At 49.7% G+C, this 21,014-nt stretch carries 21 protein-coding genes; 14 read left to right on the top strand and 7 right to left on the bottom strand.

Annotated features, from left to right (window positions below):
• On the top strand, nucleotides 1-445 hold a 445-nt coding region (locus HALA3H3_RS06520; RefSeq protein WP_144410448.1), incomplete at its 5' end, for an ATP-binding cassette domain-containing protein.
• Between the two features lie 16 nt (nucleotides 446-461).
• On the top strand, nucleotides 462-1,265 hold the full coding sequence (phnE, locus tag HALA3H3_RS06525) for a phosphonate ABC transporter, permease protein PhnE (protein ID WP_053856916.1): 804 nt from the start codon (nucleotides 462-464) through the stop codon (nucleotides 1,263-1,265).
• A 137-nt stretch (nucleotides 1,266-1,402) separates the two neighbouring features.
• Here the strand turns inward: phnE and HALA3H3_RS06530 are convergent, their stop codons facing one another.
• Nucleotides 1,403-2,407, bottom strand: coding sequence for a porin (locus HALA3H3_RS06530; RefSeq protein WP_022520796.1), 1,005 nt, complete (start codon nucleotides 2,405-2,407; stop codon nucleotides 1,403-1,405).
• 323 nt (nucleotides 2,408-2,730) lie between these two features.
• Here HALA3H3_RS06530 and HALA3H3_RS06535 point away from each other — a divergent pair, with 323 nt between their 5' ends.
• The 5 genes from HALA3H3_RS06535 to HALA3H3_RS26610 all read left to right on the top strand — a co-directional run bounded on the left by HALA3H3_RS06535 (nucleotide 2,731) and on the right by HALA3H3_RS26610 (nucleotide 6,266).
• Entirely contained in the window at nucleotides 2,731-3,894 is a 1,164-nt protein-coding gene (locus HALA3H3_RS06535; protein ID WP_022520797.1) for a glycosyltransferase family 4 protein, read from the top strand.
• Nucleotides 3,857-4,396, top strand: coding sequence for a phosphatase PAP2 family protein (locus HALA3H3_RS06540; RefSeq protein ID WP_022520798.1), 540 nt, complete (start codon nucleotides 3,857-3,859; stop codon nucleotides 4,394-4,396). The genes HALA3H3_RS06535 and HALA3H3_RS06540 overlap by 38 nt, the downstream gene beginning before the upstream one ends.
• Before the next feature lie 949 nt (nucleotides 4,397-5,345).
• Nucleotides 5,346-5,471: an entericidin A/B family lipoprotein gene (locus tag HALA3H3_RS06545; RefSeq protein ID WP_053856917.1), complete on the top strand. Its 126-nt coding sequence runs from the start codon at nucleotides 5,346-5,348 to the stop codon at nucleotides 5,469-5,471.
• 5 nt (nucleotides 5,472-5,476) lie between these two features.
• Nucleotides 5,477-6,004: a YqiA/YcfP family alpha/beta fold hydrolase gene (locus HALA3H3_RS06550; protein ID WP_022520801.1), complete on the top strand. Its 528-nt coding sequence runs from the start codon at nucleotides 5,477-5,479 to the stop codon at nucleotides 6,002-6,004.
• Nucleotides 6,005-6,092: 88 nt separating this feature from the next.
• The gene (locus tag HALA3H3_RS26610; protein WP_007111925.1) at nucleotides 6,093-6,266 is read left to right on the top strand and encodes a DUF6435 family protein; all 174 of its coding nucleotides are present in this window, start codon (nucleotides 6,093-6,095) and stop codon (nucleotides 6,264-6,266) included.
• Nucleotides 6,267-6,592: 326 nt separating this feature from the next.
• Here HALA3H3_RS26610 and ntrC read toward each other — a convergent pair whose 3' ends face one another.
• The 5 genes from ntrC to glnA all read right to left on the bottom strand — a co-directional run bounded on the left by ntrC (nucleotide 6,593) and on the right by glnA (nucleotide 11,290).
• A complete protein-coding gene (gene ntrC, locus HALA3H3_RS06555; protein WP_022520802.1) occupies nucleotides 6,593-8,020 on the bottom strand; it encodes a nitrogen regulation protein NR(I) in 1,428 nt (475 codons plus the stop codon).
• Nucleotides 8,017-9,075, bottom strand: a complete 1,059-nt coding sequence (gene glnL / locus HALA3H3_RS06560) for a nitrogen regulation protein NR(II) (RefSeq protein ID WP_027958155.1) — start codon at nucleotides 9,073-9,075, stop codon at nucleotides 8,017-8,019. The genes ntrC and glnL overlap by 4 nt, the downstream gene beginning before the upstream one ends.
• A gap of 358 nt (nucleotides 9,076-9,433) precedes the next feature.
• Nucleotides 9,434-9,607, bottom strand: coding sequence for a hypothetical protein (locus HALA3H3_RS27295; RefSeq protein WP_022520803.1), 174 nt, complete (start codon nucleotides 9,605-9,607; stop codon nucleotides 9,434-9,436).
• Nucleotides 9,544-9,696 carry a DUF4124 domain-containing protein gene (locus tag HALA3H3_RS27740; RefSeq protein ID WP_309599327.1) on the bottom strand — a complete coding sequence of 51 codons (153 nt, stop codon included), beginning with the start codon at nucleotides 9,694-9,696 and terminating at the stop codon, nucleotides 9,544-9,546. The genes HALA3H3_RS27295 and HALA3H3_RS27740 overlap by 64 nt, the downstream gene beginning before the upstream one ends.
• 187 nt (nucleotides 9,697-9,883) lie before the next feature.
• Nucleotides 9,884-11,290 (bottom strand): glutamate--ammonia ligase, encoded by a 1,407-nt coding sequence (gene glnA / locus HALA3H3_RS06565; RefSeq protein ID WP_022520804.1) that lies wholly within the window; start codon nucleotides 11,288-11,290, stop codon nucleotides 9,884-9,886.
• Nucleotides 11,291-11,823: 533 nt separating this feature from the next.
• Between glnA and HALA3H3_RS06570 the strand changes: the two genes are divergently transcribed.
• Entirely contained in the window at nucleotides 11,824-12,447 is a 624-nt protein-coding gene (locus HALA3H3_RS06570) for a hypothetical protein (protein ID WP_022520805.1), read from the top strand.
• A gap of 61 nt (nucleotides 12,448-12,508) precedes the next feature.
• Here the strand turns inward: HALA3H3_RS06570 and HALA3H3_RS06575 are convergent, their stop codons facing one another.
• The gene (locus HALA3H3_RS06575) at nucleotides 12,509-13,537 is read right to left on the bottom strand and encodes an acyltransferase family protein (protein ID WP_022520806.1); all 1,029 of its coding nucleotides are present in this window, start codon (nucleotides 13,535-13,537) and stop codon (nucleotides 12,509-12,511) included.
• A 152-nt stretch (nucleotides 13,538-13,689) separates the two neighbouring features.
• Here HALA3H3_RS06575 and HALA3H3_RS06580 point away from each other — a divergent pair, with 152 nt between their 5' ends.
• The 6 genes from HALA3H3_RS06580 to HALA3H3_RS26615 all read left to right on the top strand — a co-directional run bounded on the left by HALA3H3_RS06580 (nucleotide 13,690) and on the right by HALA3H3_RS26615 (nucleotide 21,012).
• Entirely contained in the window at nucleotides 13,690-14,628 is a 939-nt protein-coding gene (locus HALA3H3_RS06580) for an alpha/beta hydrolase (protein WP_022520807.1), read from the top strand.
• A gap of 66 nt (nucleotides 14,629-14,694) precedes the next feature.
• Nucleotides 14,695-15,000, top strand: a complete 306-nt coding sequence (locus HALA3H3_RS06585; RefSeq protein ID WP_022520808.1) for a hypothetical protein — start codon at nucleotides 14,695-14,697, stop codon at nucleotides 14,998-15,000.
• 774 nt (nucleotides 15,001-15,774) lie between these two features.
• On the top strand, nucleotides 15,775-17,133 hold the full coding sequence (gmtY, locus tag HALA3H3_RS26025) for a gamma-mobile-trio recombinase GmtY (RefSeq protein ID WP_082116913.1): 1,359 nt from the start codon (nucleotides 15,775-15,777) through the stop codon (nucleotides 17,131-17,133).
• Between the two features lie 2 nt (nucleotides 17,134-17,135).
• The gene (gmtZ, locus tag HALA3H3_RS26030) at nucleotides 17,136-19,700 is read left to right on the top strand and encodes a gamma-mobile-trio integrase GmtZ (protein ID WP_022520810.1); all 2,565 of its coding nucleotides are present in this window, start codon (nucleotides 17,136-17,138) and stop codon (nucleotides 19,698-19,700) included.
• Nucleotides 19,693-20,340 (top strand): gamma-mobile-trio protein GmtX, encoded by a 648-nt coding sequence (gene gmtX / locus HALA3H3_RS06595; protein WP_022520811.1) that lies wholly within the window; start codon nucleotides 19,693-19,695, stop codon nucleotides 20,338-20,340. The genes gmtZ and gmtX overlap by 8 nt, the downstream gene beginning before the upstream one ends.
• A 48-nt stretch (nucleotides 20,341-20,388) precedes the next feature.
• Nucleotides 20,389-21,012: a hypothetical protein gene (locus HALA3H3_RS26615; protein ID WP_022520812.1), complete on the top strand. Its 624-nt coding sequence runs from the start codon at nucleotides 20,389-20,391 to the stop codon at nucleotides 21,010-21,012.
• Nucleotides 21,013-21,014: the final 2 nt, after the last annotated feature.

Here is a 21,014-nt window from a genome sequence, read left to right on the forward strand (position 1 = left end):
AGTTGACGATAGCCGTATTATCACTGATGGCAGTGACTTTTTCAGAGCTTCCTTAGCACACAAGGCCCATGCCGACTGCCGTCAACTTTCCGGTGGTCAACAACAGCGGGTGGCCATTGCCCGCACGCTGATGCAGGACGCCGAAATAATTATTGCCGATGAACCTATAGCCAGCCTTGATCCAAAAGCCGGCAAAGAAATCATGGACTTGCTGCTGGACGTAGTGTCGGAGCGGCGTTTAACCGTGCTGTGCACGCTGCACCAGCTGGAGTTAGCCCAACAGTACGGCGACCGCATTATCGGTATGAAAGCGGGCCAAATAGTCCTCGATACGCCGAGGCAGCAAGTGGCTCTTGCCACTATGCAGCAGCTCTACCAGGGCGATGTGCGGGTAGACCAAATTTCGCCCCCAACTGTTGATAACGCCGCTCTCCCCACTTCCTGATAATAGCGAGGCAACCATGCCCAATCACCACCGAACCAGCACGCCTTTGCCACCACGCTTTGCCATGCCCTCCCCTTTTACCTGGGGGGTGGCGTTAATTTTTTTAGCGCTGTTTATTCAAGGTGTCATGGCCACCAACTTAACCCTGGAACGCCTGCTCCGTGGTGGCGTCAATTTAGTACACTTTATAGGGCGCGCCTTTCCTCCCGATCTGGCCGATCTCGATGTATTGGCGTGGTCGATGTTTGAAACCCTTAACATTGCCATTGTTGGCGTTACCATCGGGGTTATTTTAAGCCTGCCGTTTGCGCTGCTGGCGGCTCGCAACACCTCGCCAGCCCCGTGGATCCGCTCCATCACACGCTTGATGATTGCCACCATGCGTACCATTCCAGACCTTATTTGGGCGCTTATTTTTGTGGTAGCGGTTGGCTTAGGGCCGATTGCGGGGGTACTCGCGATTGTGATGGATACCATAGGCTTTGCGGCTCGCTTCTTTTCAGAACGTATTGAAGAGGTTCACCCAGGCCCTTCCGAAGCACTCAGCGCCACCGGTGCAGGCAGGCTGTCAGTCATTGGTGGTGCCATTTTGCCGGAAACGCTGGCCTCCATGACCGCCACTAGCCTTTACAGCGTTGAAAAAGCGCTCCGCTCTGCGGTAACACTTGGCTTGGTGGGGGCTGGAGGCATCGGGGTTGAACTAGCCGCTGCCATGCGTCTGTTTAACTATGACCGCGCGTTAACCATTATCCTGGTGATTCTGATTGTGGTCATTGGGTTTGAGCAACTCTCTTCCCAGATTAGAAAGCGCGTCATTTAAAAATTAGCTTATAAAAACGCTAAAAACCGGTGTGGAGTTATCCACACCGGTAAAGATCGAAACATGCGAGCTAACTAAAAGCTAAAGAACTAATGCAAAAAACTAATGCAACACTACCGCTAACATCACTCTATTAATTAGAAGTGATAGCGAGCGCCTAATGCGTAGTACATATCTTCTTCGAAGTCATTAACAGCATCCAGGTTACGATCGTTCAGCTCAAGGAACATATCGAAATTGCTAGACAGCTTGTACATTGACCCTAGCGCCCAAGCGTTACGCTCATCGCTAGCGCCGTCTACGTCGATGTTGTAGTAATCGGCGAAGAACTTCCAGGAATCGATGGCGTACGTAGCACCAACGCCGATTTTATCGAAACCACCACCGTTAACATCGTCATCACCGCGGGTTTCATAACCTACACGAGCAGCGAAAGCATCTGTAACAGCAAACTCGCCCGTAGCGCCATAACGCACTTCACCGTTACCGCCACCACGTACCGTATCTTCCACATAGCCAAGCGCTAAACGAGCTGGGCCTGTTTCGTAGACAACACCACCCTGAGTGGCGATAACGGATCCTTCGGAAGTCTGCTCGGCTTCAGTCAAACCACGCTCAGAGAAGTGCTTGGCAGAAATAACCGCCTGAAAACCACTCATTTTAGGCGTTTTATAGCCAATAGAGTCGCCGCGTGCCTGGGTACCACCACCCGCAAACTCGTAGCCGCGCTCAACGTAAACATCGAACGGCGTCATCACGTAGTTATCGTAGAAACTGTTGTAGTTCCCGGCCATAAAGGTACCGAACTGCTGGCTTTCCAGGCCTAGGTAGCTGTTACGTACCTCATCGAAACCAGAGGATGTATTACGCTCATCACCCGTAAAACGCCACTCTACACGTGCGAATGCACGCAGGTCAGAGGAAATCTGGTGGCCAGCGGTAATCCGTAAACGCGAGCCGAAATTACGGAACTCTTCGCCGTTATCAACACCGTTGTCAACACCACCGCCTTCAAGACCCATAGCGATGCGACCATAGATTTCGAGATCGGTACCGTCTTGGTCATAAACGGTTGCTGCTTGTGCTGCAGAGGCTGCCAATAAACCGCTAACGGCTAGGGCCAGTGTCGTTTTTTTAAACATGATCGTTCCCATTGAAGTAGTTAATGCTTGCGCTTGCGAAGGCACAATGAAGGACGAATAACGCCTCAACACAGGGAACCTTAAAGGAGTTATGTTTCATTAATCTTAAAGTTTTATTTTTTGGGAACTTATTTTTTTATGCGCTATTAAATAAAACTGCCATCCAAATTTAACATTGAACTGATATTAGAACAGATGGCTGTAGCACTTTGTCTACTAGCCTATTTATTTAAGCGTGTCATCACTTATTCACCTGTTTGTCTCGGCAGTGTCATTCACCCCACCCACACTGTACGAAAACGTGATAAAGGGATGAATCGCTCATGCGGCTCTGCATCGTTAGTGAGACATGGTCACCGGACATCAATGGCGTTGCCCATACGCTGAGCCGGTTAAGCTATGAACTTAACCGGCAAGGAGTGCCGGTGGATGTGATCCGCCCTCGGCCACGATCTGCGGGTAATGCAACCGGTATTAACCGCGAGCTACAGGTGCAGCGCCTTGCCCTACCTGGCTACACCGATGTGCAGGTAGGGCTGGTTAGGCCCGTTACACTGCGCCGCTTTTGGCGCCAACATCGCCCCGATATCATCTATGTAGCGACCCAAGGCCCTCTCGGCTGGGCGGCACGCCAAGCGGCACGGCAACTCAATATCCCCCTGGTAGCGGGCTGGCACACCAACTTTGACCACTACTGTGAAGATTATGGCGTCAATTGGCTGGCTTCGACCACACGCCGCTACCTGCGCTACTTCCATAACGGCTGTGATCTGACGTTAGTGCCTACTCATCAGCAGGCTAAAGCACTGCAGCGCCAAGGGATTCGGGGGGTTCATGTGCTGTCACGCGGGCTGGATGGCGAGCGCTTTTCACCTGCCCACCGTGACCCTTCATTACGTGAACGCTGGGGAGTTAGCGAGCATCAGCCGGTGGCCCTTTACGTTGGCCGACTAGCCGCAGAAAAAAATCTCACCTTGCTCCATGAAAGCCTTCAAGCCATGCGTGAGGTGCGGCCCGATATCGCCCAAGTGATCGTCGGCGATGGCCCCGCACGGGCACAATTGGAAAAGGCGCTGCCCGATGCCCATTTCACCGGCTTCGTGGGGCAGGGATCGCTTGCTCGCCACTATGCCAGCGCCGACCTGTTTATTTTCCCCTCGCTTTCAGAAACCTGGGGCAATGTGGTGGCGGAAGCCATGGCCAGCGGCTTAGCCGTGGTGGCCTATGATCATGCAGCCAGCGCTGAGCTCATTAGCAGCGGCCACAACGGTGTCACCGTACCCGCTGGCAATAGCACCGCTTTTCAACAGGCAGCAGTTGAGTTGTGCCAACACCCAGCTGACTACGCTCGTTTAGGCCGAGTAGCGCGTTTACGCGCCCTTGAGCAGAGTTGGACAGGTATTGCCGAGCAGTTTTTGCGTTACTTACACCAAGCCCAGGAGGCTCATCATGCGCCCGCGTCCGCTTGTCGTATTCGATCGTCTTGACCTGCTGGAGTGGCAGTTCTGCCAGCGCATTGCGCGGCTATCGATCTACCGCCCCTGGCGAATCACGCTCCAGGCCGCCAGCCGCTTAGGCGATTGGCCTATTTGGGTGCTGCTGATTCTCGCCCAGCCCTGGCTTCAACCCAATGGCGCCTGGCGCGTACTGCAGTACAGCGTTATCGCTCTATTTGCCGTGGCGGTTTATCGACTGGTGAAAACTCGCTTATGCCGTGAGCGACCCTTCATTACCTATAGTGAAGGCATCGAGTGCTGTGAACCTGCCCGCGACCGTTACAGTTTTCCCAGCGGCCACACCATGCACGCGGTGATGTTTAGCGTCTTGGTCGCCGCCCACACGCCCTGGCTACTACCGGTGGTATTGCCATTAACGCTTCTAATAGCGGTCTCACGGGTAGGCTTAGGGCTGCACTATGTCAGCGATGTACTGGCAGGGGCAGCGATGGGCTACGCTTTTGCCTTGGCCAGCCTGTATTGGATGGGGTAAAGCGCGTCCTGCCCCCTTAATGGACAACCCTTTGATGGACAGCTAGCGCAAAAACGCCCGCATAAGCGGGCGTTTTACTTTCAAGGCAGATAGTTAAACGTCGGGCGGCATGTCATCGCGTTCATCAATACTGGCCGTAAACGATGTCTTAAACATCATATACACGCCCACGCCTGAAAACCCTAAGAACAAAACAAACATGCATAACATCAATGCCATCGCCATAATCTTGTCCCTGATCGTGCGCGGTCGTTACGTTGACGTTTTCTAACCGCTGCATTTTGGTTTCATCGAAGGATAGACCAAAATCACACTTTTTTCTGTACAAAAGCTGTGCAAAAACCAGAGCCTTATAGAAAGTACTTATCTATCAAATAATTATTTAAATCACACATGCGAAAAAACCACCTCACTTGCATGAGATGGTTGATTCGCATCGGTCCGCTCCCTGGTTTGATGAACAGCGCCTCCTTACGCTGCAACCAGTGAGTGGGCTAATTGTCCCTTAAACATCCTGTTCGTTTTTCGGCTTCCTGCCTTCCATTTTGCTGTTAGCCCACTCACTCAGTTACTGGTGAAAAATGTTAACTCGACTAGCGTTAAGTGACTGAATTTAAAAATGACTTACTTTATTCATTTGCGAGTATTTACTTGGTTTCTTGCTGGATTCTACTTAGTAAATGCAGGCAATGAGCCAAACCATGCCAATAACGAATATAAACATTAAAAAACAACTACTTAAAAAAATAAAAAGTGAATGACAAAGCACTCTCCACCTCTATTTTCCATGTATAGAAGTGGCACATGCGACATAAACATACGGTTTCGAGGCACACTGCTATGCTTCCTTGTGTTTAAACGTATTGAAAACCGTAGCGTATCGTCACGACAGAGGGTATTTTTGCTTTCTACTCCTTTCACTAACGGTATGCCTTCGAAGGAGGCTTTTATGAAACGCACTATCGGCTTCGTGATGGTGGTGACCCTGATGCTGGTCAGTGGCTGTAATACCATTCGCGGTGCGGGTGAAGACCTTCAACAGGGTGGCGAAGCTATCCAGCGTGCAGCGAGCTAACCGTTATGATGACCGTTTATCTATCCCATGGCCTTGAGAGCGGGCCAGGCGCACTGAAAACCCAGGCAATGAAAGGTGTTGCGCAAAAGCTGGATGACTGTGAGCCGGTGGTCATGGATTATCGAGGCATAGCAGAGCCACAGCAACGCCTTGAATACCTGCTGAGAGTATTAGCCGAGCGCGGAGATGATCCTGCCCAGTGTGTGCTGGCAGGCTCAAGCTTGGGGGGTTGGCTAAGCGCGGCAGTTAGCGCTCAGCAGCCGGTGTTGGGCTGCTTTCTGCTGGCGCCTGCGTTGGGACTTGCCGACTATCCGGAAACGTCACCGGTTATTCAGGCGCAGCACAGCCATATTATTCACGGCTGGCGGGATGATGTGGTTGCCCCTGAACCGGTGATCGAACGTGCTCGTCTTCAGCGCCTATCGCTGCGGATGGTTGACGACGATCACCGCCTGCACGCGAGCCTGGAGACTATTTTATGTGATTTTGAGCGCTACTTATGCCAGTGCGCCACGCCTAATCACTACGATTAGCAAGGCTAGTTAAAGCAAACATTCGACACGAGCACTTCAATCCTATACAAATAGTGTACAAGAGACATTGATAGCGAGGAGATTGCTCATGTTAGGTATGTTTAAGCGTGACCCCAAAAAGAAGCTTCAACAAGAGTATGAGCGCAAACTACAAGCCGCCATGGAGGCTTCACGCAATGGCGATATGCGTGCCAATGCCACACTTACTGAAGAAGCAGAAGCGTTACTTGCCGAAATCAGGCGCATTGAAGCGACACAATAACTGCCATAGACAACGCTGTTGCTGCCCAGCGTCACTTCGGCAGCCTACCCAAGCCCAGGGTAGTGGTGGCAGGATGAGCAGCCACTCACCAGTAGCGACTGCACTTTGCCCAACCCCACCACCCTAGCCGATGCGGTATATATACTCGCTGGCGACTAGGAGCCTGTCTGGCTTGGCCGATCGTCGCGAGAAGCACGAATTTTGAGCCAAATTTATCGATCGATTGAGGCGAATAGCGTGCTATTTAACGAAATCGATCGAATAAAGTTGGCCAAAATACCGGGATTCGCAGTAGATCAGTGTTAAGCCAGACAGGCTCCTAACGTTTACTCGTCAGCGAGTGCCGGTAGCAGTGTTTTCAGTTTACGCGTGAGCGTATTGCGCCCCCAGCCCAGCAGCTCGGCGGCTTCCCCTTTGCGCCCGCCGGTATGTTTTAGCGCTGTCTCAATCAGAATCCGCTCAAAATCGGGCACCGCTTCTTCCAGTAGATGGGTATGGCCTTCGGCCAGGGCATGATCCGCCCAGTCACGAAACGCCGTGCGCCAATCGCCGTGGGCGCTGCTTTCAGAAGCGCTGGGTGAACGCAGCTCCGGCGGTAGATCTTCAACCAGAATCTCACGCCCTGATGCCATCACGGTGAGCCAACGGCAGATATTTTCTAACTGCCGCACGTTGCCGGGCCACGGCAAACGCGTTAGGTGGGCTTCCGCTTCGCTGGTCAGCACCTTGATATCGGTCGTCAGCTCTTTCGCCGCTTCAGCTAAAAAGTGCCGCGTTAAACGAGGGATATCTTCGCGGCGCTCGGCAAGCTTGGGCAGGTGAATACGGATCACGTTCAGGCGGTGGAACAAATCCTCCCGGAAGCGGCCGTCATCCACCAACACTTCTAGGTTTTGGTGGGTGGCAGCAATAATGCGCACATCCACTTTGACCGGCGTATGCCCGCCAACGCGATAGAACTCTCCATCGGCCAGCACGCGCAGTAGCCGCGTTTGGGTTTCAGCGGGCATATCGCCTATTTCGTCTAAAAATAGCGTACCGCCGTTGGCTTGCTCAAACCGCCCCTGGCGCTGCTGGGTCGCCCCGGTAAAAGCCCCCTTCTCGTGACCAAACAGCTCAGACTCAATCAAATCACGGGGAATCGCCGCCATATTGAGGGCAATAAACGGCTTGCCCGCACGAGGGCTATGCTGATGGAGTGCCTGGGCAACGCGCTCTTTGCCGGTTCCCGACTCCCCATTAATCAACACCGTGATGTGGGAGTGCGAGAGGCGACCAATGGCACGGAACACCTCCTGCATGGCGGGCGCTTCACCGATAATTTCGGCGTTCAAGCCTTCCGGCACGGTCACCGGACGCTGGCGTTCACGGGCGTGAGCCACGGCGCGACGTACCAGCGCCAGGGCCTCGTCAACATCGAACGGCTTGGGCAGGTATTCAAATGCCCCGCCCTGATACGAGGCCACGGCGCTGTCCAGGTCGGAGTGCGCGGTCATCACGATCACCGGCAGGTCAGGATGCGCTTCGCGTACCCGGGACATTAGATCCAGCCCGTCGATACCTGGCATACGAATATCGGTAACCAGCACGTCGGGTGGGTTTTCCAACAAACGTGTCAGGGCAACGTCGGCGCGCTCGATACACTCAACGTCAAGGTCGGGTTGCGCCAAGGCGCGCTCCAGCACCCAGCGGATAGCGCGGTCATCATCGACAATGACCACCCGCGCAACATCATTACGTGCAGCCTCAGTCATGACGCTTCTCCGGTGAAATTAATAACCATGGGAATCAGTAAACGAAATTCGGTGTGTCCAGGACGTGAATCGCATTCAATCAATCCTTGATGTTGGTGCAAAATCGACTGGGCAATAGAGAGCCCAAGGCCGCTGCCTTCCGCGCGTCCCGACACCATGGGATAAAACAGTGTTTCCTGCAGCGTATCGGGAATGCCGGGGCCGTTATCGATCACGGCGACTTCACTGACCAGCCGGTGACGTTCGGCGCCAAGCGTAAACTGGCGACGGGCACGGGTGCGTAGTATTAAAGTGGGCTCCGGCGTTTGTGCATCGCTCATGGCCTGTACCGCATTGCGCGCCACATTGAGCACCGCCTGAATCATTTGCGATTCATCGCCGGAAAGATCGGGCAAGCTGGGGTCGTAATCACGGCTGATTGTCACACTAGGGTGTTCGGCAATCAGCAGCGCCCGCACTCGCTCCAGCACCTTATGGATGTTGACTGGCTCGTGTTTAAGCATCCGGTTAGGGCCGAGCATGGAGTCGACCAGGTCGCGCAGCCGATCCACCTCTTCAACAATGATATGGGTATATTCGCGCAGCGCCGGGTCGTCTAGATCACGCTCTAGTAGCTGTGCTGCCCCGCGAATGCCACCCAGCGGGTTTTTGACTTCATGGGCGAGCCCGCGGGCGAGCACCTTGATGGTCTCCTGGCGTGTGGTTAGCGCCTCTTCTCGGGAGATCTGCATCAGCCGATCCCGCGGCTCTACTTCCAGTAACAGCTCATCGTCGGATAAGGGCGTCACCGTGTAGTCCACCGTGAGCGGTTCGCTATTCAACGGGGTAATGCGTGCTTCACGCTGGGTATAGGGGTGAAACGCATCCCGCGCCTTGGCCAATACTTCGTCAATGCTTACATCCCCGCCAAGTAGCGTATCCAGGCTGATGCCGTGAACACGGCTAAGGCTGACCGCTAACAACGCTTCAGCGGCAGGGTTCATCCATCGCACACGCAGTTCGCCGTCTAGCAGCAATACCGCTGTGGTGAGATGCTCAAGCAAACGCTGATGCATGGTGGTGTCCTGAAAAATCGCGTCTTCCATCGCCGATACAGACCTACAGGTGGATGATCAATGAGGGAGCTGCAAAAAGCGCGCCAACTATACGTTTATGTCCATTTGCACGGCTTGCGGGCATCGCAGCGAAAGAGCGCGAATCGTTTTAGCGCACTTGCCGTGCCAAATGCTCCTGCTCATGCACCACTTTAGTGCACCCAGGTTTTGGTAGGTAATACTTAGGGCTGTTTTTTTGATCGCGTTTATTAAAGCGCTCTTAAGGAACCGTAATCGTCACCGCTGCCGTGCGGTGCTGTAAACGCTGGCTGCTCTCCAGCATTCTGCCTGGATCTCGTGCCCCCTTGCGGCAGGCACGTTAACCAGAAGACATCGCTGTGCGCGCTTTCTGGCTAATCTCGCCATTCACCAACAGCCGTACCTGATGGTCGTCGCGCAACGGTGGCGCAATAACCACCTCCACCACGGTCATTCCCTCTTCCACCTGTGCGCCTTGCTGGGGCAGAGCGATGGAAAAGTGGTCGCAGGGCATAAAGGGCTGCTTGGGTTATCGGTAAAGGTAACGTTGCCGTGCTGATCGGTCACCCGATACACCGCCTGCCCGAACGCCGTGCCACCCACTCCCCCACGCCCAAGAGAGCTACCAGCACACTGCTCATCGCCCCTCTGGCACGCTTCTCAGCCTCCCAGCAATAAAAAAACCCCGCCGTAGCGGGGTTCTATTGGCAATCATTGTTACCACCGCCTGGCTGATAGTAACAGCCAGAGGCGAGGAACGCTGATTAGCAGCTGTACTTAACAGCTGTACTTAACAACTGTAGTACATATCAAACTCGATGGGGTGAGTGGTCATACGAATACGCTCCACTTCTTCCATCTTGAGGTCGATGTAGGCATCGATCATTTCGTCGGTGAACACGCCACCTTCGGTCAAGAACGCACGGTCAGCGTCGAGGGCTTCCAGTGCTTGATCCAGGCTGTGCGCCACAGTCGGTACTGACTTGCCTTCTTCTGGCGGCAGGTCGTACAGGTTTTTGTCCATGGCATCGCCAGGGTGGATCTTGTTTTTGATACCGTCGATACCCGCCATCAACATGGCAGAGAACGCCAGGTAAGGGTTGGCAGTCGGATCAGGGAAGCGCGCTTCCACACGCTTGCCTTTCGGGCTGGCGGTGTAAGGAATACGGATTGAAGCCGAACGGTTGCGGGCACTGTAGGCCAGCATGACCGGCGCTTCAAAGCCAGGAACCAGACGCTTGTATGAGTTGGTAGAAGCGTTAGTAAAGGCGTTCAGGGCACGGGCGTGCTTGATGATGCCGCCGATGTAGAAAAGCGCCATTTCAGACAGACCAGCGTACTCGTCACCGGCGAACTGGTTGTTGCCATCTTTCCAGAAAGACTGGTGAACGTGCATACCCGAACCGTTATCACCGACCAGCGGCTTCGGCATAAAGGTGGCCGTTTTGCCATACGCGTGGGCCACGTTGTGGATCACGTACTTCATTTCCTGAACTTCGTCAGCTTTCTTCACCAGCGTGTTGAACTTAACGCCGATTTCGTTCTGACCTGCGTTGGAAACCTCGTGGTGGTGTACCTCGACGGTCTGACCAATCGCTTCCAGGGTATTACACATTGCGCCACGAATATCGTGGAAGCTATCGACCGGAGGAACCGGGAAGTAGCCGCCTTTAACGCGCGGGCGGTGGCCAAGGTTGCCGCCTTCAACGACACTGTCGGTTGCCCAAGCGCCTTCGTCGGAGGTGATTTTGTACATGGAGCCCTGGATATCAGACTTCCAATGCACTTCGTCAAAAATAAAGAATTCAGGCTCAGGACCGAAGAACGCGGTGTCGCCCAGGCCAGTAGACTGCAGGTAAGCTTCTGCGCGCTTAGCGATAGAGCGCGGGTCACGATCATAGCCCTGCATAGTGGCCGGCTCGATGATGTCACAGCGCAGCACCAGCGTCGCATCTTCGGTGAAGGGGTCAAGGTAGCCCGTACCATCTTCCGGGCGCAGAATCATGTCGGATTCGTTAATGCCCTTCCAACCTTCAATAGAAGAGCCATCGAACATTTGGCCATTCTCGAAGAATTCTTCGTCTACATCGCGCGCAGGCACGGTCACGTGCTGTTCTTTACCGCGAGTGTCGGTGAAACGCAGGTCTACCCATTTAACATCGTGTTCTTCAATTAGCGCGAGAGTCTTGGCTGACATAGTGTCCTCCGGTATGAGCGTGGCTTAAAGCTAACGACAGTAAGCTACCGATAAAAGTGTTGTTCGACAAAATACGTGCTAAACCGCACGTTTGTCATTCTTGTTCGCTCAACGTTTGCCTGACATTGGTTAACAAATCGCTCAGCGAGCATTTCAGACCGGCTATCGTTTTAGCACGCCGCAGGGCTTATGCCTACGGCCCGCTAGCCGCTTGCAAATACAATGCAGAGAACATGCCAACACTGCACCAATATGGCATAAAAAAACAACAACTATCTGTTTTATAAACATTAAAAAATGGCTTCGAATGCCTCTTGATGACGCATAACGGCGCAACAGGCTATTCTGAACCGTCTAAAAAACCTCTTATGCACCAAAATATAACAAAAATAATGCCGCGCGCCCCATTAAAGTGCACAAGTCATACTTAGCGCTGTTTTTTAGCTCGCAAATTTTTTTACTTGCTACGCAAATAAACCAGATACTACAATAAATTACAATTTGATAGATTTGCTCACAATCGGAGTCGGCAAATGGGATCGGTCTGCTTTATCGTTGATGCCATGGTGACGGGTGAAATGTTGCCACGCCACTTAAAATCCATACGTGAATCCGGTGTCGCCGACCACTTGCTGCCCATTTTGGTGACAGCCACTCAAGCGCAAGCACGCCTGAGTGCTATTGAACAGCGCTACCATGCTCATTCGCTGATTACACCATCAAGGCCGCTGGGGGCTCGCTTGAATAAAGCCGCGTTTACCAGCCAAGCAGAGTGGCTCATCATTGCGCTACAGAAAAAACCACTGCCTGCGGAGCTTTGGTGTGCACTCTATTCACAGCTCAACACTTACACCCTTGACGCCTTGATTATTGGCCTCACCCGGCCATCGCTGTCGGAACGCATCCTGAGGCGCTTATTGGCCAGTGCTTTACTTTTGCCGCCCTACATTGCCGTGAGGCGAGCCTGGCTAGAACGCTTGGGTGGGTTTGACCCTGAGCTGGACGATAACAGCGCGATCGACGATTTTCTGCAACGTTTACACGCCTGCCCTACGCGTTTAAAAACCTACAACGGAAACCTGCTTAGACTAACGAAAGAGCCAGAAAACCCTTTTCTGGCTAACGCCCCGGTTACGGCTTTCACTCCACGCCCATAATGCGTTTTCTGCCGCTATCTACCGATATCATCCACAGATACCATCCACCGCCACTCTCTGACTAACTTACCTTTAGTCGCTTGCCGAACAGCATGGCGCCCAGTGTCGTGGTATTGGCGAGCTTATTAAGCCCCACTGACCCCACCACACCAACCGCCATAAGCGCCAGTGCATACACGCCAATGGGCAACGACAACGGCTCGACAGCCAGATCAGCGAGCACAAAGAACATGGGGTGAGCCAAGTAAATGCCAAACGAATACGCATTAATGTGGCGCACCCACAAAGGCGCAGGACGCCCGGCCAAGTAGCGCATGGCACACAGCGTGAACAGCACGAAGAAAGGAATGACCCACACCTCTTTGGAAGAGAAGGCCAGCCAACCTGCAAAGGTCGCGGCAATAATCAGCGCCACCATTAGCACCAACCAGACCGGGCGGGCCATTTGCTGCATCCAGGCAGGCCGCGCCAGCATCACGCTCTCAGGGGGTAGCGGGTAGTAGCGCACCAGCACCAGGGCAAGAAAAAACACATAGATCCAACCCAGTGGAGCAATCCACAGCAGATAGCCGGGCAGGTCAACCTCAAACCAGTAAGCCAACCCCCAATACGCCATGCTGATCACACAAGCGCCCCACAGCCACGGCACCGGGTTCAAACGCCACAGCTGCCAACGGGTAAACAGCCAATAGGCCACATAAAACTGCATCGCAATAATCAAAAAATAGCCATGCCAGCCCGCGTACACATAATACTCAATGGCGTTGGCCACGAACCCCACCGGCTCATCCGATGGCTGTTGGCTTAGCCATTCAGCCGTCGAATAAATAAAGCCATACACAAAATAGGGCACCATTACATACTTCACGCGCTGGGCAAGGAATCCTTCCGGCACGGATTTATCGTAGCGAACGGCAAACACAAAGATCGCAATAAACAGGAAAATCGGGGTACCCAACACCAGCGGTATGCGCATCAAATCGGTGGCAACGTTATCGAGGCGCTGATTGACATGATCTAGTAAGTGAAACAAAAAAACGGCTATACAGCCGTAAGCACGCAACCAATAGATCTCTTCAATTTTGCGCATTGGGCCTCCCGCCTCGACCTACTCCTACCCTGGCATTTTGCATGGCGATGATGAATGACTATGCTAACTGACTGTCTTATATGGCTATGATGAACAATAAAAGCCTTCGCGCTGTCCGACCCCATTGAACAGTTTTAATTCCCGGAGGAAACGTGTTCATCCCCAAGCCACCAGTATTCTCGTACCGATTTCACGCCCTACTTACGGCATTTATTGGCTGGCTAACGTTCAGTGGCCATAGCTTAGCCAGCGAGGTTGAACACCATCAGTTTTTCTCGCCCACGCTAGGTTACGACTACCCCTACAGTATTTATTTACCCGACAATTATGACGCCCAAGCGACAGACGCGTATCCGGTCGTTTATATGCTGCACGGCTCATTTAACACTGACCGCGACTGGGTTTCTCGCGGCAACTTGCAGCAGGTGGCGGATAGGTTAATCGCTGCCGGGCATATTCCTCCGGCCGTTTTCATTATGCCCGGCAGTCGCAGTTGGTGGGTAGATGGCCACAACGAACCCGCCCGCAGCGCATTTTTTAACGACCTAATGCCACATGTGGAAGCAACCTATCGCGTGGGACAAGAGCGCCACCTGCGTGGCGTGGCAGGCTATTCCGCTGGCGGTTACGGCGCACTCAACTTTGCCCTGGAACGGCCTGAACTGTTTGCCGCGGTAGCCGCGTTAAGTCCCGCCAGCTACGTCCCCCTGCCGCCGCGTAACTCCACCGCCTGGCGCCACCCCTCATTTATCAATGACCAGGGCCGATTTGATCGCGAGCTGTGGCAAAACCTTAACTACACCAACTATTTGGAAGAGTATCGCCTGCGCGTAACCCCTCGCGGTACCGAAGATGAGGGCGACCTTTCCCCCGTACCGCTGTATATCAGCGCCGGGCGTAGCGACGTTTATGATGCTGAATTTCACGCCCGCATACTGCGTCAAGCCATGGAACGCATCCAGCCCAACGATGTGCGCCTCGACCTCTACCCCGGTGGCCATACATGGAAAGTATGGCGCGCCAGCCTACCGGCAGCGCTAAACTTTCTCTTTCAATACGTGGGACAAGAAAACAGCCCAGAGGATACATAACCCCGTTGAAGGCACTACACTGAAACAACACATATCACGCCACTCAACAAGGCAAGGAAGACAGCGATGCATCAGCATATCGAATGGGATGAACCCGGCAACGCCAGTGTTATGCAGTACTTTAAAAAACACCCGGATCAAAGCAGCCAACCCGACCCAGGCGATATTATTTCCGCCCGCTACCAAGGCGCCATGGTGCGCGTCAAAGTAGAAGCCTACCGAGAAGATGACGCCGTCAGCATCGGCGAAGTAGCCGCGATCATCGATACCAACGGCGGCCGCCACCAAAGCCACGACAAGCTGGAAGTCGGCCACATCGTCCGGGTACCCGACGACAAACGCGCGCTAGAAACACCGCCGCAAGAAGATTAAAGCCCTAGCATTGATCGAAATTCAGCGAAAGCCACCCACGCGGTGGCTTGTTAGGGCGAATTTGAATAGCTGCTCGGCAATACGCGCATGACCACTTATTACGGGCCATGCACATTCCGAGTAGCGCGGCGTAGGCCCCAGCGCACCAGCAGCGGTGGCCCGGCGCGAAAGCACCGCGCAGCGTTGATAAGGGCACATACCTTACATCAAGCTTCATTACTGCCTGGGCGGCAGCGAACTGCGGATGGGATGGGGAGACTCGAACTCCCACACTTTTCCGAGCTATCTGAACGGTAACACCCACATTGCCACTCATTACGGATCATGCACATTTCGAGTAGCGCGGCGTAAGCGTTAGCGCACCCGCGAAAGCACCGCGCAGCGGTGCCACGGGCACACTCAATAAATCTATAACCATACTGCCTGGGCGGCAGCGCACAAGTATGGCACGAGCTCGTCCTCAACGGCATCTTTCTGATCTGCCTGGGCGGCAGCGCACCTGAGCTTGGCGAGGTGGCCTGATGCCGGATTTTTCTGAGCTGCCTGGGCGTTATTACCCCCTATTGTAATACATACTTTTGCCATGCGAGGGTCGTTCCGAGGCTAAATAAGCATATATACATGGGTAAATGCTCATACATACTAAAGAAAAAAAACTGTTGCGCTCCACAAAAAAAGAAGATATACCCACATACATACATAGTTTATGTTTCACAACAGTCCCCAGCTTTCAGCTTAGCTGTGCATATTTTCGTTGAATTCATCGGTGAGCTTATGTTTGTTACTACCAAAGCAAAAGTATTTATTGACAATTCAGGCTCATACGTTGAAATGCCCGTACTTATGTCGCCCAGCGGAGTAGTTGGGCCTTTATTCCACTATTGCTTCAATAAAATACAAGAAAAAAGCATTTCGTGGATGAAAAAAACAATCTTTTCAGTAAAACTCTTTTTTGAATATATACAAGCCAATCCTAAAGAAACAGATTCACAGATAGTTTTCAGAAACTTTTCACTTCGGCTTCATACTGGCACATTTAATAATGAAACAGGGCTAGACGATAGTTGGTTGTGCTGGAGCCCTAGATCACCAAAAAATGTAAAATTAATTATTGCGAATTTATCTAACTTTTTCGACTGGATAAATAATGAACATCCCAAAACACCTGTTTTTAACCCAAGATACAGCGGCAGTCCCTACGACCAACAGCTGGACAAAATTGCTTATTTATACAGGAGAAGCAAAGCTTTCCTAGGACACAACTGGGCTGCAAACCCAACTTCTAACGTGGGTAGAAAAGTTAGAAGTAGGCAAGCGCCTAAAATAGAAAACGGAGAACCTCCAGCATTTCCAGAGGATCGGTTCGAAGAGTTTTTATTTAACGGTTTTAAAACTAGAGGTCGTCAGAACTATAGAAACATGTTAATCACGTTGCTACTACACGGGGCAGGATTTAGGGCCTCGGAACCTTTTCATTTATATATTTCTGATGTTCATAAAGACCCAATTAATCCACTTCAAGCAAAAGTACTTATTCATCATCCAATGTTTGGAAAACCGCCAAAAAATGATATTCCGAACAATCTAATTAAGGCTTATAATCGCAAAGAGTATTTAAGTAAAAATTTTGGTCTTTTACCTCGAAGCGAAGCGCTTGGTAAAAATCACTCGGGCTGGAAGGGGGGTATGCATGATGCGTCATATTATAAAGTAGCACATTGGTTCACACCTCAATATGGTGAGTATTTTTTAAATATTTGGTATAAGTATTTAGAAGAGGTTGCCCTTTTTGAGCGTAACCATCCATTTGCTTTTATTAACTTAAGTCGTGCCCCCTTAGGAGCTCCGTACACTCTATCACAGTATAATAAGGCGCACGCTGCTGCTTGCCATCGTATTGGCATTCCAGCTGGCAAACAGCTGGGAACAACTCCCCATGGACACAGACATGCGTATGGCCGCAGATTATGTGCAGGCGGATTGAGCAAGGATTTAATACGCAGGTGTATGCACCACTCTTCGATTAATAGCCAAGATATATATATAAGAGCTACCACCTCTGAAACCTTACAAGCTTTGTCTTCTGCAGCAAAAAATATTGAAAACTCACTGACTACAATTACTAAGAGTTGAGAATGAAAAAAAACACAGTAAAATCTAGTGACTTAACACTTTCTTGGGTCATCCGCGATCATCCTGAGTTATCACAGTGGCACGAGTATGCCGTAAAATGGCTAGCTAACGAACACGTGAATTTACAAGATAGGTTACAGGCATTCATCTATTTTTTTAGAGATTATTTATACAGAGAAAATTTACCATTTTCCCCAGCTAAGTTTTTAGAACGAGGTAGCGTTCTCCCTGACTTTTATTCCACTGCTTGTCCACAGTCTGCTGCTGGCATTAAATATACTAGCATTATAAATCAATTCATCAACTATGTATTGCTTACAGATTACAGTGATTTTGATGATAACGACCAACCTATTGTAAGCCCAGCATTCCACAATCCTATCAGGATAGTATCCAGAAGTATCTTACCAAAATATAGTGAAAGCATTTATAACCCACTGCCCTATGGTTATGTAGATGAGCTTAGAAAAATAATTGTTGAAGGTAGTAACTTTATTGATTGGAAATGGGCTAGAAGTGCTCTGGGTGCTAAAGAAGGTATACCAGGGCCAAAGAATACGGACTGGTTTGAAGTTCATCATGAGTTAATTAATAAAAGAGATCCTGATTGTGTTTGGCGTGAAAGAATAGTAAATAATAAACTTAGATATGAAATCTGGAGTCCTGTGCGTTGGGTAGGACTCTTGACAAAACTAATTCTTCCTTTAAGAACATATCAAGTACGAATGTTAGATTCTGGAGAAGCAGACACCTGGCGTTACTCCCGCAAAAGCTGGAAGATAAATTTTAATTTAATTTCTGAAGGCAGTGAATCTAGTCCACTAGAGCAAGGTGTATTTCGAAGAGCTTTCTCACCCTTAGGTGACAGCAAAGTATCAACTGTATTTTATGTGAATACTAATAAAACAGCAGATATACAAAAAAGTGGCATAGAGAAAGGCTATACCTTTCCATGGTTAGATGAAACTCCTTTACATCAAGATATATTTTACTGGTTAGAAAAATTACGCGACTGGCAAGAAAAATACAATCCCGTTAAAAGAAGGACAAACTGGTCAGAGCTAGATCATAGACACATGTCCAAAAAAAGCGAGAAACAGCTTTTAGAGTATCCTAATGCTTGCTTTCTTTTTAGAAACCCTGATGCGAAGCCTGGTGAAAAACACCTACCGATGCATGAAACTGCAATGCATACATGTTGGTTTAAATTGCTAGAGAAATTTGAAAACAAACTTGAGGCCAGAGAAGAAACACATAGCAATGGCGACAAAATAACTCTTCTGCCAAATAAAAGCACTAGAAAGCCTGGATCGAATACAACACTTTTTCCATTACATAGCCTTCGCGTATCAATTATTACTGCGTTGGCTTTAGATGGACAGTTACCTCTAACTATTCTACAAAAACTTGTAGGGCATAGTCGCTTAATCATGACGCTCTATTATGTTAAGCCTGGACAGCCATATATACATCAAAAACTTTCTGATGCTGCCGAATACTTAGAAAGTAAAAAAGAAGAGAGTATAGTAAATTTCATAAAAAACACTGAGCACCACAATTTAATTGAAACTGCTATCTGCAATGATCCTGAGACTTTACAAGTTTCAGTCCAAAAAAACACAGGGGACCGAAATCCTGCAGGTTGGATGATGATGCACCATGGTATTTGCTTAGCAGGAGGAAACACAGTTGAGAATCAAGAAAACAAATCGCTAGGGGGTTGTTTTAATGGCGGTGATAAAATTTATAAAGGAGACTCCTCTCGCCCTCCGCGATATGAAGCTGTAGCTGGCGGTGCTAGAAATTGTATTCGCTGCAGATGGTTTGTGACTGAACCACATTACCTACCTTCTCTTGTAGCCCATTTTAACAATTTATCATATCATCTTGATGAATCTCGCAATGACCATTTAAGATATGAACAACAGCTTACAGAGTTAAAAAAAGAAAAACTTGATGCTGAGGAAAATGGATTACCCTTTGAAAAACTAAAGAAATACCGTCAAGTTGAGAGGCTTTGGGAAAAAACTATAAAGCGCTTTAGCGATATTTCTGAAAATATTGTAGCCTGCTGGAGACTTGTGGAGCGCTGCAAAAAAGCTTTACAAGAAGACAACTACAAGAACATTAAATTTATATCTATAGCACCAAAAGAAGAAATCTCAATCTCATTCGAAGAGACTGATTCAGAATTACTTCAGCTTTCGGGGGTGTGTGGTGATATTGAAATCTATCCAGACCTAGAACCTGGAAAAGCTATTCTCCGTCGCAGCCAAATTTTGGATCAACTTCTCTATCGAGAAAACATCCCTCCTTTATTCATGAATCTTAGTGAAGAGGATCAATTAACTACAGGTAATGCTTTTATGCAGCGCCTTGCTATACAAGCAGACACACTAAACCCAGAGCTAGCCAAAAAAGAACTAATAACTCTAATTGAGTCCAAGCAAAAAATCAGAGATTTTTTTGACGTTGATTTAGAAATGGCACTACCTACTGAAGAAATCTGTAGTAAATTTTCTTACAATATTTCTAACAATCTTTTAGATGACATTAAAGATGACTAACCAAAATTCAATACACCCTAATGAAGTCCATGATGCGCTAGCTGCTAAGGGTGGAAGAAATAAGCGCATCCAGAATCTTTCTAGAATTCATGAAACGTGCCACCGCCATTTTAAAAACGGTAACAAAAACTTTTCAGTTTCTGTAGTTGGAAAATTATTGGAAGCCGAAGGTATTATTAAATCACGCGCCCTATATAATGCAGCTTCTGCTGACTACAAAATATTACTTAATGCTTGGCAGGAATACGCTGGGAGCCATATACTCGAAAGCAGCACGCCTAACCTATCTTTCATCAAGAGGATTGAAGACCCGGCCATAAGACAAATAATACAATCAATAATCTCAGAAAGAGACCAGTTAAAATCTCAACTTAACACTTTAAAGAACAACTCAAGCATAAGTATTGACTATCGACCTCAAAAAACTGAAAATATTAATTCGCCAAATGTTGTTACTGTTTTTTCTCCTCTTGAGCAACTTACGGATATTGAAATAGAATCGCTTAAAAAATCAATTTGCAAGGATTACCTAGCTTATCACGGCATGATAGAAGGTACACATGGTGAAATACTTAACAATAAAGGACGAATAGTTTTTGATGTGGGATTCGCCCGTGCCATACGAAAATTAATTGGCTAAAGACTAATGGTCTGCATTTCACTAGCGAATGATAAGTTAAGAGTTGACATGATTAACCGTACAGGCCAAATCTTTGGCGAGCTATTAGTCATTAATGACAATTGCACTTCACAACTAATTTGCCGTTGTAAATGTGGAACGGAAGGTAATTATCCCCGCACAATTACTAAACCTTCTTACCGAGGGCCGAAAGCCTGTCCATGGTGCCTTGGCTCCCCCTGCGAAGAGTGCGGCACACTGATTCCTAATAAAGGCAGAATGCCATCAAAAACGTGCTCAGATATCTGTCGAAAGGCAAGATCAAATAGAAAAGAGAAAGTGCGCTATAACCGTATCAAAGATACTGACCACTTTAAGCTTTCACGAGCAGAATATTTAGATGAATTATCGATATTAAAAGCATCTGATTCAGTCCTTGCCGAAAGGTTGCGTGAACGCCATCGCCTAGTTCTTCAAACTTGGCGCATGAAACAGCTTGCAGATCCGGAGCTTAGAAAGCGGTATCTTCAAAAAAAACGTGAGTACGAAAGTGCACGCTTGGAGCGTATTCGTTCTGATCCAAAAAAACATGCTGAACACCTTCTTAGGCAGCGCGAGTGGTACCATTCTTTGAGCGACGAGGATTACCAACGGATTTTTGTTATAAATCGTAAGAAATCCAAACGCTCTTAACC

It is taken from the genome of Halomonas sp. A3H3, from assembly GCF_000982975.1.
Classification (GTDB): domain Bacteria; phylum Pseudomonadota; class Gammaproteobacteria; order Pseudomonadales; family Halomonadaceae; genus Vreelandella; species Vreelandella titanicae.

Excerpts from the sequence above, each read along its gene's own strand:
- phnE (WP_053856916.1), top strand. The coding sequence starts at position 462 with ATGCCCAATCACCACCGAACCAGCACGCCTTTGCCACCACGCTTTGCC.
- HALA3H3_RS06530 (WP_022520796.1), bottom strand. The coding sequence starts at position 2,407 with ATGTTTAAAAAAACGACACTGGCCCTAGCCGTTAGCGGTTTATTGGCA.
- HALA3H3_RS06535 (WP_022520797.1), top strand. The coding sequence starts at position 2,731 with ATGCGGCTCTGCATCGTTAGTGAGACATGGTCACCGGACATCAATGGC.
- HALA3H3_RS06540 (WP_022520798.1), top strand. The coding sequence starts at position 3,857 with ATGCGCCCGCGTCCGCTTGTCGTATTCGATCGTCTTGACCTGCTGGAG.
- HALA3H3_RS06545 (WP_053856917.1), top strand. The coding sequence starts at position 5,346 with ATGAAACGCACTATCGGCTTCGTGATGGTGGTGACCCTGATGCTGGTC.
- HALA3H3_RS06550 (WP_022520801.1), top strand. The coding sequence starts at position 5,477 with ATGATGACCGTTTATCTATCCCATGGCCTTGAGAGCGGGCCAGGCGCA.
- HALA3H3_RS26610 (WP_007111925.1), top strand. The coding sequence starts at position 6,093 with ATGTTAGGTATGTTTAAGCGTGACCCCAAAAAGAAGCTTCAACAAGAG.
- ntrC (WP_022520802.1), bottom strand. The coding sequence starts at position 8,020 with ATGACTGAGGCTGCACGTAATGATGTTGCGCGGGTGGTCATTGTCGAT.
- glnL (WP_027958155.1), bottom strand. The coding sequence starts at position 9,075 with ATGCATCAGCGTTTGCTTGAGCATCTCACCACAGCGGTATTGCTGCTA.
- HALA3H3_RS27295 (WP_022520803.1), bottom strand. The coding sequence starts at position 9,607 with ATGCCCTGCGACCACTTTTCCATCGCTCTGCCCCAGCAAGGCGCACAG.
- glnA (WP_022520804.1), bottom strand. The coding sequence starts at position 11,290 with ATGTCAGCCAAGACTCTCGCGCTAATTGAAGAACACGATGTTAAATGG.
- HALA3H3_RS06570 (WP_022520805.1), top strand. The coding sequence starts at position 11,824 with ATGGGATCGGTCTGCTTTATCGTTGATGCCATGGTGACGGGTGAAATG.
- HALA3H3_RS06575 (WP_022520806.1), bottom strand. The coding sequence starts at position 13,537 with ATGCGCAAAATTGAAGAGATCTATTGGTTGCGTGCTTACGGCTGTATA.
- HALA3H3_RS06585 (WP_022520808.1), top strand. The coding sequence starts at position 14,695 with ATGCATCAGCATATCGAATGGGATGAACCCGGCAACGCCAGTGTTATG.
- gmtY (WP_082116913.1), top strand. The coding sequence starts at position 15,775 with ATGTTTGTTACTACCAAAGCAAAAGTATTTATTGACAATTCAGGCTCA.
- gmtZ (WP_022520810.1), top strand. The coding sequence starts at position 17,136 with ATGAAAAAAAACACAGTAAAATCTAGTGACTTAACACTTTCTTGGGTC.
- gmtX (WP_022520811.1), top strand. The coding sequence starts at position 19,693 with ATGACTAACCAAAATTCAATACACCCTAATGAAGTCCATGATGCGCTA.
- HALA3H3_RS26615 (WP_022520812.1), top strand. The coding sequence starts at position 20,389 with ATGATTAACCGTACAGGCCAAATCTTTGGCGAGCTATTAGTCATTAAT.